The sequence below is a fragment of the Pseudoalteromonas sp. Ld19 genome (assembly GCF_045064135.1).
GTDB classification, from domain to species: Bacteria; Pseudomonadota; Gammaproteobacteria; order Enterobacterales; family Alteromonadaceae; genus Pseudoalteromonas; species Pseudoalteromonas aliena.
Genome location: NZ_JBISHA010000019.1, coordinates 195,532 through 210,430 on the forward strand (window position 1 = coordinate 195,532; position 14,899 = coordinate 210,430).

Annotated in this window: 11 protein-coding genes and 1 pseudogene; 6 read left to right on the forward strand and 6 right to left on the reverse strand. The window is 37.1% G+C overall.

Features of this window, described 5'->3' with window-relative positions; genetic code table 11:
- The first annotated feature begins 381 nt into the window (after nt 1–381).
- From ACJJVZ_RS10670 to ACJJVZ_RS10695, 6 genes and pseudogenes are all read left to right on the forward strand, one after another.
- The gene (locus ACJJVZ_RS10670) at nt 382–819 is read left to right on the forward strand and encodes a GNAT family N-acetyltransferase (RefSeq protein ID WP_182702782.1); all 438 of its coding nucleotides are present in this window, start codon (nt 382–384) and stop codon (nt 817–819) included.
- A gap of 223 nt (nt 820–1,042) precedes the next feature.
- A complete protein-coding gene (locus tag ACJJVZ_RS10675) occupies nt 1,043–1,411 on the forward strand; it encodes a GNAT family N-acetyltransferase (protein ID WP_405600309.1) in 369 nt (122 codons plus the stop codon).
- A gap of 278 nt (nt 1,412–1,689) precedes the next feature.
- Nucleotides 1,690–1,893: pseudogene (locus ACJJVZ_RS10680) on the forward strand (GNAT family N-acetyltransferase); the annotation flags it as partial.
- Nucleotides 1,894–2,512: 619 nt separating this feature from the next.
- A complete protein-coding gene (locus ACJJVZ_RS10685; protein WP_138586417.1) occupies nt 2,513–2,929 on the forward strand; it encodes a GFA family protein in 417 nt (138 codons plus the stop codon).
- A gap of 171 nt (nt 2,930–3,100) precedes the next feature.
- Nucleotides 3,101–3,505: a GNAT family N-acetyltransferase gene (locus tag ACJJVZ_RS10690; protein ID WP_138586418.1), complete on the forward strand. Its 405-nt coding sequence runs from the start codon at nt 3,101–3,103 to the stop codon at nt 3,503–3,505.
- 483 nt (nt 3,506–3,988) lie between these two features.
- Entirely contained in the window at nt 3,989–7,045 is a 3,057-nt protein-coding gene (locus ACJJVZ_RS10695; protein ID WP_405600312.1) for a response regulator, read from the forward strand.
- 22 nt (nt 7,046–7,067) lie between these two features.
- Here the strand turns inward: ACJJVZ_RS10695 and ACJJVZ_RS10700 are convergent, their stop codons facing one another.
- The 6 genes from ACJJVZ_RS10700 to ACJJVZ_RS10725 form a co-directional block, all read right to left on the reverse strand.
- The gene (locus ACJJVZ_RS10700; RefSeq protein WP_405600314.1) at nt 7,068–7,913 is read right to left on the reverse strand and encodes a UDP-2,3-diacylglucosamine diphosphatase; all 846 of its coding nucleotides are present in this window, start codon (nt 7,911–7,913) and stop codon (nt 7,068–7,070) included.
- Nucleotides 7,914–8,437: 524 nt separating this feature from the next.
- Nucleotides 8,438–10,162 (reverse strand): proline--tRNA ligase, encoded by a 1,725-nt coding sequence (locus ACJJVZ_RS10705; RefSeq protein WP_405600316.1) that lies wholly within the window; start codon nt 10,160–10,162, stop codon nt 8,438–8,440.
- Nucleotides 10,163–10,251: 89 nt separating this feature from the next.
- Entirely contained in the window at nt 10,252–10,956 is a 705-nt protein-coding gene (tsaA, locus tag ACJJVZ_RS10710; protein ID WP_193155313.1) for a tRNA (N6-threonylcarbamoyladenosine(37)-N6)-methyltransferase TrmO, read from the reverse strand.
- A 204-nt stretch (nt 10,957–11,160) separates the two neighbouring features.
- A complete protein-coding gene (locus tag ACJJVZ_RS10715) occupies nt 11,161–11,730 on the reverse strand; it encodes an outer membrane beta-barrel protein (RefSeq protein WP_193155314.1) in 570 nt (189 codons plus the stop codon).
- 796 nt (nt 11,731–12,526) lie between these two features.
- Nucleotides 12,527–12,991: an acyl-CoA thioesterase gene (locus tag ACJJVZ_RS10720; protein ID WP_077537838.1), complete on the reverse strand. Its 465-nt coding sequence runs from the start codon at nt 12,989–12,991 to the stop codon at nt 12,527–12,529.
- A gap of 132 nt (nt 12,992–13,123) precedes the next feature.
- The gene (locus ACJJVZ_RS10725) at nt 13,124–14,770 is read right to left on the reverse strand and encodes a 4Fe-4S dicluster domain-containing protein (protein ID WP_405600320.1); all 1,647 of its coding nucleotides are present in this window, start codon (nt 14,768–14,770) and stop codon (nt 13,124–13,126) included.
- Nucleotides 14,771–14,899: the final 129 nt, after the last annotated feature.

The following is a 14,899-nucleotide window of genomic DNA, read 5'->3' on the forward strand; positions in this document are numbered from 1 at the left end:
ACCTAGTGGGCTAAGTAAAAACCGAGCAACAAAGAGTAAATTGCCCCTAGGCAGAACCCAAGGGCAGCGCATGTTTGGCATTTATGCTGCGTTATCGCCTATTTATGGGGAATAACCACACTACATAGGCTCTGCCTTGCCTAAATACCAAACAGTCTGCTGCAAATTTAACCTCGAAAGATAAACAGGCCCTAGCCACGTCTTAAATAGATTGTATGTTAATAAACCTCCTTTTAAAAACAATAAAAACAACGACTAAACGCCTTTAAAATGGCGATAAACAAAGGTATCGATTGAATCACAACAACAACTCAGTTAAAGTTTCTAGATAAGTACATCTGAACGAATAACTCTATATGCTCGTTAAAGTTAAGGAAGATCATGGATATATCTCTAAAAGAAGTAGATAGTTCAAATTATGAATCTGTCTGCGAGTTGGATGTTTCAAAAGAGCAAGAAGAATACGTAGCGTGTAATATGTGGTCGCTCGTCGAGTCTCATTATAACGACGGCTACACTTGTAAAGCGATTTATCATAATAACACACCGGTAGGTTTTTTTATGTGGGTTCAAGAAACACCAATAAAAATATCTATTTGGCGTTTCATGATAGACAAAGAACAGCAAAACAAAGGTATCGGTAGAGTAGCCTTAAAGCTTGCTATTGAAACCATTAAAAGCACCGTAAACCTAAAAGAAATTGAAATTTGCTACAACCCTAATAATCCAGTTGCAAAAGAATTCTACTGTAGCTTTGGTTTTCAAGAAGTGGGCTTAGATGCTGATGGTGAAGATATGCTCGCGCTCATTAAGCTATAATGCTGAACAGCTTAAATATGGGCGATTTAGTTCGTTAAATTGTTCAAATACTTATCCAGATAGTATAAATTTTTTAAATGCCTCTTATGAATGCCCTGTGGCCATAGAATGATGTTTTAGAGTGTTTGGTTTTTATCCATTTAGCTCATTTTTATCAAATTTAGCCTGTTGGCATTATTTTTAGAATGTATCGGCTTTTCAATAAATTATATAGGTGCGTGGCATGCAATGGTTATCTAGTATTGAGTTAAAGGGTGAGTTTGTTACGCTTGAACCATTAAATAAAACTCACACTGAGGGCTTAAAACAAGCTGTTTTAGATGGTGAATCTTGGAAGCTGTGGTTTGCCAATGTTCCATCGCCTGACGCTATGGCAAGGTATGTCGAAGAAGCTGTTAAAGCAGGAACAAAGGGTGATATAGCGTTTGCGGTAAAATGCAATGATTCCGATGAAATAGTAGGTACGACTCGTTTTTATAATACAGACCAAATAAATAAACGGGCTATGTTAGGATACACGTGGTATTCATCATCGGTTAGACGAACCCCTGTTAACACCGAATGTAAATTACTTTTACTTAAGGCCTGTTGACCTTTCTGGATTAAAATTTGTTCAATCTAGGGGCGATTTAATCGCGGCGCGAGGTTTGTAACCTAGTGGGCTAAGTAAAAACCGAGCAACAAAGAGTTAATTGCCCCTAGAAAGAACCCAAAGGGCAGCGCATGTTTGGCATTTATGCTGCGTAATCGCCTATTTATGTGGAATAACCACACACCATAGGCTCAGCCTTGCCTAAATACCAAACAGTCTGCTGCAAATTTAACCTCGAAAGATAAATAGGCCCTAATCACCTTTTCGACACCTATACAGGTTTAGCTGTTGAGTTTAGAACACATTCTTTTAATCAAGCTTCTAGAAATGCCATAAAAAGGCTTGGCGCAAAGCAAGATGGTATTCTTCGAAATCATCAAATTTTAAAAGATGGAAGCATAAGGGACACGGTTATTTACTCAATAATTAACACTGAGTGGCCAGCGGTTAAAAGTGATTTGCAAAACAAGGTCTATTCATAAATTAGTGAAGCTGGAAGTAACGCCAATTGCTCAGTGCATTGCTCACCCTCCTGCATCCATGCAGTCGACTATGAATAATTTTTAATGCAGTAGAATGATCATGTTTTTAATAACATTGGCATAACAGGACATTTTAAAATCTCAAATACAGTCCTATCTGCTAAGAGCGAACTAAGCTTGCAGCTTATTTATCTTAACTTTAATTAAATCAGAATATGAAGCATAGAATTAAAACGACTAAAGCATTGTTTGGTGTAAAACTATTACATAATCATAATGGCTAAAGTTTAAAATAGCCGATAAAAGTAACAAAGAATAATACTGAAATGAATGACTAAGATTGTTTAGCTGTAAAATCCACTTAAACGCGTTAATATTTCTCCAACTTAAATAAAAACCCACTAAACATACCGTTATACCCCTATACAAACAGAGGAAAGAATTGAACCAAAATAGGAACCAAGTTATGGTTTGTAAAATCAAAAGTAAATCGCTGATTTTAGTCGTTATCTAAACTTATTTTAAGCTATTAATATAATTCATTTAAAACATAGTAGCAGATGCTTCTGCTTTGCTAACGCTACACCCACTATTTTATTTATTACGTAAGGTCTTATTAATGTCTCAGTACAAAACAAACTGTCTTTGTGGGGCGGTACAAATAACTGCAGAGGAAATTAATCCTAAGTTTACGGTGTGTCATTGCCAATCCTGCAGGACTTGGGGCGGAGCCCCATTTTTTGCTGTAAAATGCGGGACTAAAGTCAAAATCGAAGGAATGGATAAAGTTAAAATGTACGAATCTTCATCGTGGGCGTCTCGTGGTTTCTGTATTGAATGCGGCACTCATTTGTTTTATAAGTTCAAAGCAACAGGCGAATATAACATGCCAGTAGGTATGTTCTCTAATTTGAAAGGCTTAGAAATGGATATGCAGTATTTTAGTGACATGCGACCAAATTATTATTGTTTTTCAAATGAAACTAAAGAAATGACCACTGCTGAGATAATGGCTTACTTTGCTGCTAAAATATAATAAAGCATTTAACGTTTATAATTACAGCTTACAAATTTCTAATTGATTCGTTTACTACAGAATTCTTAATGAGGTTTACTTTTTTATTATAAGTGGGATAACGCTCTAACAGTAAAGTGAGGTGCGTCATCATTATTTTTTATATAATTATTAGAGAGTGAATACACCAAAATGCAGATATGCAAAATATCATCTGAACAAACAATGTTACTACGCCAACGTGTATTGTGGCCCAACGAAACAACTGAGTTTTGTCGTGTAGACGGTGATGAAGATGCGAGCCATTTTGGTGCTTTTATAAACGACAATTTAGTGTGTGTTGCCTCTGTTTACTTGACGCAGGGTAAAGCACGCTTACGTAAATTTGCAACCGACACGGATTATCAAAACCAAGGTGTTGGTTCTAAAATGTTGAGCCATATTATCCAGTCATTAAAAAGTACAGAAGCTAACCTTTTTTGGTGTGACGCGAGAGAATCTGCCTTAGATTTTTATAGACGTTTTGGTATGACTCCGTACGGAGTACGTTTTTATAAGCAGGACATTCCATATTTTAAAATGAAGCTTACTTTATAGCGAACTGTAATAAGCAATTAGTTACGGTGCTAACGGGCTAAATGAAAGTCTAGCAAAGGCTTCGTATCGGCTAACTGTAGTGTGGTAGTAATTTGGGCACCCATATACAGGAGAAATTCACACAAAGGTGATTGACAATTAAATGAAGCTTGAAGCAATAAGCCTATTCACAGTTTTCTTTCTTTGTTTTGCAATTACATTGAAATGTTCTTTGGCAAAGGAACGTCATGACATAGTTTAATACTCGTCGAATCCATATATTTAATACCTATAGGCTTTTATTATTTTTAGGAGAGATTACATTAGTATTTTTGAAATAATAGTGATTTTGCATATGAAAATTAATATGAGCTCAATATAACTGTAAGGTAGTTGAAGGGCTTTAAAGATTCACTTTTTCAAAATTAGCGATAAATAATTAATTTTTCAGGTTACGATTATTTGCTCTATACTCAATGTATTATACTTTTAGGTTGCAGATAAATGTACAAAAGGAATGTTTTTTTAAGTATTGCAAAAAGCAATAAACTGGTACTTTTTACTGTGATGCTTTTTTTACTCATTGCACTTCCTTCTCTTTTTGTCTTTGATCAAAAAATTAGAGGCGATATATATCGCGCGTCTCATATTGAACTAAAACGAGAGCTTGAAAATAAAACCGTCGCAATAAAAAAACACTTTCAAGATAGCGTAACGGCCATTCGTTTCTTAGACGCAACACCACCAATTAAAGGAATTACGCGCGCGACTGAAAATAATCGTGTAGATCCACTACTTGGTACACCAATGGCTATATGGCAAGAGCGTTTAGCTAGTATTTTTTCAGGTTTTATGCGAACAGATGAGAGTATTCTTCAAGCTCGTTATATAGCGCTTGCTGAAGGAGGGCAAGAGATAGTTAGAGTTGATCGAAATTATCAAAGCGAAATTAAGCGGGTACAAGGCTCTCAGTTACAAAAAAAAGGACAACGTGATTACATTATAAAAGCCAGTATGCTGGATGAGAATACCGTTTATATTTCACCCATTAATTACAATCGTGAAAATGGAGATATTCAAAAACCTTATGTATCAACTTTCCGTGTTGCTAAACCAGTGTTTGATAAGGATAAGCAAGTCTTTGCAGTGCTTGTGACAAACTACTTTGCGGATCAACTATTTAAAAGTTTAGAGTTTGAATTACCTAAAAATACAGCCATTTATTTAATGAATAGTGAAGACGAGTTTTTATTTCATCCAAACCCTGATTTAAGCTTTGGTTTTGAGTTTAACAGAGGTAAAACTTGGAGTGATGAGTTTAAAAATGCACAAAGTATGACATTAGAAGGCGCAATACCATTAAATAATTTACCCAAAAAGTATTTTATTAAAAAACGTATTTACTTTGATGGCAATATTGCAATGCTGCCATTGGAGTTAGCTGTAAGTGTAGATAGCGATATGCTTATGACACAGGTTAATAAAAGGCGTGAAAACTTCATCGCTCTACTTGCTATTTTTCTGATTGTTTTGTTAGTTGTTACCATTGTTTATCAGCGTTTTATTAATCGAAAACTGTTGATTCATTCGCTAAAAGAGCAAAATAACAAAGTTATTGAAAATTCCTTAGATGCTATTTTTACAATAAAAAGTACGGGTATCATTGTTCATTGTAATAACACAGCAAAGTATGCGTTTGATCATGCAATAGAGAACGAAGTTGACTTTGTTTCTATGTTTACGTTGGCAGATATAGATAAAGATTGTCTATCGCAAACTATAAATGCAGGTTCGAAGATGCCTTTTGAAGCCATTTATACTGAGCCTAATGGTAATAAGCAATATTATTCAATTACTTTAACGAGCGTGTTTGATGTATATGAAAATGCATATCAAGTCGCAGCAATTTTAAGAAATATAAGTTCCTTAAAAAATACTCAATCAGCACTGGAAAGTTTAAACAATACTTTAGAGTTGAAGGTTTCACAAAGAACACTTGAGTTAGAATCTGCCATTGATCAAGCTTTAATTGCTAGCCAAGCAAAAAGCGATTTTGTGGCAAATATCTCTCATGAAATACGTACACCAATGAATGGTGTATTAGGTATGCTTGAAATGCTAAAAGAGGACGGTTTATCCGAACAACAGCATCATTATTTAAAATTGGCAAACAGCAGCGCTCACTCTTTGATGAATTTGATAAACGATATTCTCGATTTTTCTAAAATAGAAGCAGGCAAACTTGATATCGATAATCATACATTTGATATAGTGACAGTATGTAGCGATATGATTAGCTCTTTAGCATTACAAGGGCAGCGTAAAGGCCTTGAAGTATTTTTAGATACTAAAGATGTAGTGGATAGAATGGTGATTGGCGATAGCCATCGACTTAAACAAATTTTAATTAATTTAGTGAATAATGCATTTAAATTTACTCATCGGGGTGAAGTGAGTTTAACAGTCGGGTCTAAATATATCACTGATAGTAAATTATTAATGAGTTTTACCGTAAAAGATACCGGTATTGGAATAGCGGCTGAGAACATTGCTAAATTATTTGACATGTTTACACAAGAGGATTCTAGTACTACGCGTCATTTTGGTGGTACAGGTTTAGGGTTATCTATCAGCAAAAAGCTTACTCAGTTAATGGGAGGTAACATATCCGTTGTTAGTGAAAAAGGAGTCGGTAGTACATTTTGTGCAACCATTGAATTATATATAGCTAAAAATAAAAAGTTAAATACAGGTATTGAACTTGCTACGAATGTTCGTATTGCAACATTAATCGCCCATGATAGTGTTTATAAAAACGTCTGTGATTTATTACAGAACACCTGCAAAATACACAGTACAAATATCGAAAGGCTCGACTACTTTAGCGATCATAAGGAGTTTGAAGCTGACTTATTAATAATAGATGATGAACATTTACAAATTAATGCTTTAGTTCGTTTTTGTGAGCAGTATAACAAAAAGTATGTGTTGATTTTACGTGATATGGTGGCAGATAGCCCAGCTAAAGCTGTACTTTCTAAAGGCAGCCATATTTTAAATAAACCACTTACCCAAGATCAATTTAGTTATAAACTCGCTAGTTTATTTGGCTCGGACAGTGAGCTCATTATTACGCCGTCAAAAGAGTTAATCGATGAGTGCATTGAGCCTGATTTGTCGCCATACCATATATTACTGGTAGACGATAATATGATAAATATAGAAGTGGCTAAAGCGATTTTAAAGCCGACTCAAGTTAGAGTTACTTCAGCATCAGATGGTTTAGAAGCTTTGGAGGTATTAAAACAAAACAAGGAGCACGTCTTCGATGTTATTTTAATGGATTGCCAAATGCCAAACTTTAATGGTTACGATACGACCAACGCAATCAGAAATTCGAAAGCAGGAAGTAATTACGCAAGTGTCCCTATAATTGCAATGACGGCAAGCGCAATGGAAGGCGACAGACAACGATGTCTCGCAGCAGGTATGAACGACTATATAACCAAACCTATAAAGCCACATACTCTAAAGAGTAAGTTATTGACCTGGTTAAACTAAATTACAAGTGTGCGCTTAACTGCTATGCAGCTGATTTTTTAGGTTTGATCTTTACTGAACTGATTATCGGTGTCGCTAGTTTTGTTACATCAGCGCTATCAAGTATGGTTTGTGTATCTGACCAATGCAATAACTCAATTCTCCCATCTTGCTGCTCTACAAGAGCAGTGCAGCTTTCAATCCAATCTCCATCGTTGCAATACACAATTCCATCATCAACTTTTATTTTTGGATGATGAATGTGACCACAAATAATACCATCTACATTTTGTTTTTTAGCTTCATGAATTGCAGCGTCTTCAAAGGCTGTAATTGCTTCACGTGCTTTGTGTACGCGGGTTTTGATCCATGCAGCAAGCGAGTAGTAATTACCACCAAATACCTTTCGAATACGATTTGTCCAGCGGTTTAAAAATAATAAAAAGTCATATCCTACATCACCTACTATACTAATAAATTTGTTATAGCGAGTCGCAGAGTCAAAGTCATCGCCGTGCACCAGCAAAAATCGTTTATTAGCCTTAGTAGTGTGAATAAACTGCTGGTGGACTTCAATACCAAACAGAGTCTGATCTATGTAATTGCGAAAAGTCTCATCATGATTACCAGGAATATAAATGACACGTGTCCCGCTAGCTGCTTTTTGCTGTATACAGCTTAATACTTGATAATGGGAAGGGTGCCAATAAAATTGACGTTTCATCGACCATAAATCAATAATATCACCCACCAAGTACAGCGTGTCAGATTCTACAGAGTTTAAAAAATCAAGTAAGTAATCGGCTTTACAGTCTTTGTATCCCAGATGAACATCAGATATCCAAATAGCAGGGTAGTGTGGCTTTTTACTGTTTGTAGCGTTACTCATTTTCATTCCCTAAAGTATCGAGTGTAATACCAAACTGCATAAATCTTTGAACAATTTAACGAATTAAATTGCACTATAACGTCGTTAAAAATTTTTTATTTAGAACAACTAGATACAAAAATTTTTGCCTAGTTCTAGCGTAATTTTTTTAACGTTAAATAGACCTCATATATAAGCAGATTGGTATAATAGTTAAATAACCTGAACTCTGGTTAAGAGATTTACTAACGTATTGAATCATGGTGATATTTAAATTTATTTTCTCTAGCCAGAGGTTTTCAGTGAAAACAAGGCGAATTTACGTATCAATAGCGGGCCTATTGTAAGTAAATTCAACGTAGTTAGCGCTGAAAATAGCTGCTTGAGATAGATTTATTATCCAGAGTTCAGGTTAAATATTTTAGGGAATGAAAATGACAACTATACGACAGTAATACTAAAGCTAAATGACACAGATAAAATGTAGGTATAAAAAAACCGCTTTTAAAAAGCGGTTATTAAATTATTTCAAAGCTAATTATTACTTAACCTTTAACGGCTGCTTTAATTGCATCGATTGCAGTATCAATATCAATCATTAGTTTTTCACCTGTGCGGCGGTTTTTAAGCTCAACTTTGTTTTCATCAAGGTTGCGCTCGCCAATTACAAGTGTGAATGGCACACCAATTAGCTCCATATCGTTAAACATTACGCCTGGGCGCTCTTTACGGTCATCAAACAATACATCAAGGCCTGCATCTTTTAAACCTTGATAAAGGGTATTTGCTATATCTGGAATACGATGCGATTTGTGCATGTTCATAGGCACAATTGCTAAGTCGAATGGCGCGATTGGTTGTGGCCAAATGATCCCGTATTGATCGTTGTTTTGTTCAATAGCAGCAGCAACAATACGCGAAACACCAATACCGTAACAGCCCATAGTCATTGTTTGATTTTTGCCGTCTTCGTTTAATACGCCAGCTTTCATTGCTTCTGAGTATTTAGTACCCAGTTGGAAAATATGCCCTACTTCAATACCACGTTTAATTTGTAAAACGCCTTGGCCACATGGGCTCATATCGCCTTCAACAATATTACGAATATCAGCAACTTCGTAATCTGTGATATCACGATCCCAGTTAATGCCGCTGTAATGTTCACCGTCTTTGTTAGCACCAGCCACAAAATCAGCAAGTACGTTAGCTGACCTATCAACAATAATTGGCATAGATAAGCCAACAGGGCCAAGTGAGCCTGGTTTTGCACCAATGGCAGCAACAATATCAGCCTCTGTTGCCATTTCAAGCGGAGAGTCGATTAACGGGTGCTTTTCAGCTTTTAGCTCGTTTAATTCGTGATCGCCACGCAGTATCAAGGCAACTAAACTACGTACTTCGTTTTCATCAGGCGCACCATATACGATTAACGTTTTAACACCGCGATGTGGTTTAACACCGTAGTGTTTTTTAAGTTCGTTAATTGTTTTAGCGTCAGGCGTTGGAAATGCTTTTAGCTCTTTTAATGCTTCAGGGCGCGGCTCGCTTGGTGCCAGGGCTTCTGCTTTTTCAATATTAGCGGCGTAATCGCTGCCATCACTAAATGCAATAGCATCTTCGCCCGATTCAGCAAGTACATGAAACTCATGCGATACGCTACCACCAATAGAGCCTGTATCTGCTATAACAGGGCGGTAATCTAAATTTAGACGCTCAAAAATATTACAGTATGCTTTGTGCATTGCTTGATAAGTTGCATCTAAACACTCTTCACTTAAGTGAAAAGAGTAGGCATCTTTCATTGTAAATTCACGTGCACGCATAACACCAAAGCGAGGTCGACGTTCGTCGCGTACTTTAGTTTGTACTTGGTATAAAGTGACTGGCAGCTGTTTGTAGCTGTTTATTTCTTTGCGTACGAAATCAGTTATTACTTCTTCGTGTGTTGGGCCAAGTGCAAACGTACGGTTATGACGGTCGGTAAAGCGCATAAGCTCAGGACCAAATTCATTCCAACGACCAGACTCTTCCCATAAATCAGCAGGTTGAATAACAGGCATTAGCATTTCAATGGCACCAGCTTTATCCATTTCTTCACGTACAATATTTTCTACTTTACGTAGCACACGTAAACCAGAGGGTAACCAAGTGTATAAACCCGAAGCGACGCGACGGATCATACCGGCTCTAAGCATTAACTGATGCGATACGATTTCAGCATCTGATGGCGTTTCTTTAAGTGTTGCGAGTATATATTGGCTTGTACGCATGTTTTTTCCGAAATAGAGTAATTATGTTCTTTTAATAGAGCTTAAGTTTAACAGCGGATGCTTTTACACTAAAGCGCTAAGTGAGTTATTTAGTTTTTTTCTATGTTTGTTACTACGTTATGCTCACCATTGACTTGCCAGCGAATATTATAGTTGTACAAAGTCATACCATAGCTCTGCTCGCCGTCTTTTTGTTTTTTATAGGCAGGGCGGGGATCTTGTTTTAAAACATTGGCTATAAAGTCATGTAAGTCTGGATATTGCGTTTGCGCATTAACAAACTCAATTGCTTGTGCGCTAAATTCAACCGTCATATGTGTTTCTGGACGTGTGTCAGCAAAACCAGCACTTGCATCAGGCATTGAGTCTGAGTAAGGCAAATATGGTTTTATGTCAACAATCGGTGTGCCATCAAGCAAATCAATGCCAGCGAGCAATAAACTAAGTTGTCCGTTTTTATACTCAATACCTTCAAGTTTTACGGCGCTCATACCAATTGCGTTTGGTCTGAATGTAGCGCGGGTAGCGAATACACCTTTTCGCTCATTGCCACCTAAACGGGGTGGGCGCACCATCGCAGAATAACCTTTATCGGCCGTTTCATGAAAACGAAATAACAACCAAATATGAGTAAATTCATCTAAACCACGTACAAACTCTTCGCGATTAAAATCAGGTGCAAAAATAAGTTTTGCCTTGGCTTGTGGCACTAAACGAGGCTGCCTAGGTATAGCAAACTTCTGTTTATAAGGAGATTGAATGTGGCCAATAGCCGAAATGGTATAATCGCTCATGGTACTCGGTTACAAAGAAAATAGAGCCTTATTCTACCTGTATTTAGCATTTATGGCATTAATGTAATTGAGTTTGTTACTTATAAACCGGATGGTTTAAATGATTGGTTCAAGCCAAGTGCTTTATGATTGCAGCTTAACAGGTTATTAAAAATAAAAAAGGTAAGCCTGAGCTTACCTAATTGTATGCATGCTAAAAACTAATTAAAACATGTATTGAACTGATACTGATGCGACATCCATATCTGGATCAATATCATCATCAAGTTTGTAACGTTCATACTCTAAACGAAATTGAACATTTGTTGTTAGTGCATATTCAATACCTGCACCGTAAAACGCATCACCACCATCTGTAGAAGTTGATATACTGCCTACTGGTAACTCTTGTGTGTAGTCTGCGTCCCATTCAAGCCAACCACCTTTTGCGTATACAGTGAAGCTTTCAGATAGTGGCAGACCCAAGCGTGCGGCAAGAGATACGCCATCAATTTCAGCTTTGCTGTCTATGTCACTCACTTCATCAAAGTTTTGGTAAGCAAGCTCTAAGCTTAAGTACTCGTTAAATTGAGTACCAACATAGCCCTTTAGCATTTGTGCATCGTCGTCAAAGTCAGTGTCGTTATCACTGTCTTCAAACTCAAAAGAATATTGACCATAACCGATACCAGTATAAATACGTGGAGAATCAAAATCAGAAATATCAGCGTGTGCTGTAGAGTTAAAACCCAGTGTTGCTAATGCAAGTGCAGAAAGAGAAAGTGTTTTAATCATTGTGAATAGCTCCTTTACAAATTAAAAAATAATGTTTAATTAAGTCAATCAAACTTCAATGTAGTAAATGCAGCGAACATGCCAATTTTAAAAACAAGTAAAAACGCTTAAAAAAACCTACTTTAGTATTGGTTTTTCCGATGTAAAGTTTAAATAATGAACAAAGTGAACTTTTGTAATGAATTGTTATCTAAAGACTTTTGTAGCTTTTACAAGTTAACATGAGTTTTTTACATGCTAGGGCGTGTTGACCTTTGTGGATTGAAATTTGTTCAATCTAGGGACGATTTAATCGCGGCGCGAGGTTTGTAACCTAGTGGGCTAAGTAAAAACCGAGCAACAAAGAGTTAATCTCCCTAGATCGAGCTCAAAGGGCAGCGCATGTTTGGCATTTATGCTGCGTTATCGCCTATTTATGGGGAATAACCGCACACCATAGGTTCTGCCTTGCCTAAATACCAAACAGTCTGCTGCAAATTCAACCACCAAAGATAAACACGCCCTAGAGGAGTGGGAAAGCTTTCAGGGTCTAAATTTGTTTTATTTACAGAGGGATTAACTGTAACGAGCGATTTTTTAACCTAGTAATACCAAATAGATTGAAATGATCATGTTTTTGAAAACTAAAATTAGCTCGGTAATTATTCTAGCGTTACTCTATGAGTTATACGAGTCTACATCCATGTAGATAATAAAGAGTAAGTCAGTCACTCCTAAACAGAACACGTTTTAAAGTAAAAAGGTCAACAGACCTAAAAAACCAATTGCTAGATTTAACCTCGAAGCTGAACACGCCCTAAACTTTGTGTAATAAATTTTCGGTTTCAATCGCTATTTCTTTCATTTTTATAGCGTAGTTTTCTAATTTAATATCTTCGTCAGTCACAGCCTGAAAAGAGGGAACTTCAATAGGGTAACCTGTTTCATCCATAGCAATAAAACTAATAACACAATGATTTGTTTCAACCATATTTTGTGTCTTTGGATCACCACAACGTACCTGAATAAAAATTTGCATGCTGGTTTTACCTGTATGCGCTATTTTAGCTTCTACTTCAACAATTTGCCCAACTAATATAGGGCGTCTAAATTTAACACCCGCCACCGAAACCGTTACACAATAATGGCCACTCCATCCTGCAGCACACGCATAACCAGCTTGGTCAATCCATTTCATGACGGCTCCACCATGAACTTTACCACCAAAATTCACATCGGTAGGCTCTGCTAAAAAACGAAAAACAACTTTTGACGACGGCATAAGAAATACTCAATTTATTAAAACTAGTGTCAGCATAGCGCAAAAAAGGGGCCGAAGCCCCTGCAATTTAGGATATGTTTATAATTTATATGTAAAAATTACGAATATATAGTGGTTCAACGCATAATTTAGTTACATATTAGGGTAGTTTGGTCCACCAGCACCCTCTGGGGTTACCCATGTAATATTTTGACTAGGGTCTTTAATGTCACAGGTTTTACAGTGCACACAGTTTTGGGCGTTAATAACAAACTCTTTATTTCCCGCTACTTCTTGTACTTCGTAAACGCCTGCTGGGCAATAACGCTGCGCGGGCTCATCAAACTTAACTAAGTTTACGTTGATAGGAATTGACGCATCTTTGAGCTTTAAATGACACGGTTGTGATTCTTCGTGGTTAGTATTTGATAAAAACACGCTCGAGAGTTTATCAAAGCTCAATTGTCCATCTGGTTTTGGGTACGCTATTTTGTCAGCGGCGTTAGCATCAACAAGGGTCGAGTGATCGGGCGTATTATCTTTAAACGTAAACGGTAAACCACCATTAAAAATGTTTTGATCAAGCGTGTTATACGCCCCCCCTATAAACTTACCGAGTTTGTGCATAGCAGGGCCAAAGTTACGAGATTGATATAGCTCTTTATATACCCACGATTGCTCAAACGCAGTTTGATAATGAGTTAAATCGGTATTTGCCAACTCATTTTGCAATGCTTCAAAAATAACCTCAGCGGCAATCATTCCTGACTTCATAGCGGTGTGATTACCTTTAATTTTTGCAAAATTAAGTGTGCCTGCATCGCACCCTATAATTAAGCCACCAGCAAAATGCATTTTTGGTAATGAATGTAAACCGCCCTTAGCAATAGCACGTGCACCGTAAGCAATACGTGCGCCACCCTCAAGTATGTTTTTAAATACTGGATGGTGCTTCATTCGCTGAAACTCATCGAACGGACTTAAATGTGGGTTTGAGTAATTTAAATCAACAATTAAACCAACAACGACCTGATTGTTGTCACTGTGATACATAAATGCACCACCGTTAGTATCGCCGCTAAGTGGCCAACCCGTACCATGAACAACCTTACCAAGCTCATGCTTACTTTCATCAATTTGCCAAATTTCTTTAAAGCCTAAACCGTAATGCTGTGGCGATGAATTTGCATCAAGGGCAAATTCATTGATTAATTGCTTACCTAAATGACCACGGCAACCTTCAGCAAAAATAGTGTATTTTGCGCGAAGCTCCATGCCTGGCATGTAACCGTCTTTTTCATTACCGTCTTTGTCGACACCCATATCGCCAGTAATAATGCCTTTTACTGTGTGATCCTCAACGATTAAAGAATGTGCGCTAAACCCTGGAAATATCTCTACGCCTAAGTTTTCAGCCTGCTCTGCAAGCCAGCGACAGACGTTACCCATTGAAACAATGTAGTTACCTTCGTTGTGAAATGTTTTTGGTGTAGCAAAGTGGGGGATTGATGTCGCTTTTTGCTCATTATTAAACCAATAAATCTCATCGTTGGTTACTTTGGTAGTAACTGGTGCGCCAAGTGCTTGCCAATTTGGCAGTAATTCATCCAGCGCTTTTGTTTCAAAAACAGCACCAGAGAGTACATGTGCACCAACCTCAGAACCCTTATCGACTACGCAGATCATGCACTCTTGTTGTTTTTCTTGTGCTAATTGTGCGAGTTTAATTGCGCTGGCAAGCCCCGCTGGGCCTGCACCAACAATAACTACATCAAATTCCATGGTTTCACGTTCGACCATAATAACCTCTTTCTTTATGACGGACTTATTTGAATGTTTACTACGCATTTAAATAAGGTGTACAGCCTATTTTTAACCTTGCAAATTAAACGTTACAGACTGTGAATAGTTAAAGGTTATTTTAGGTTG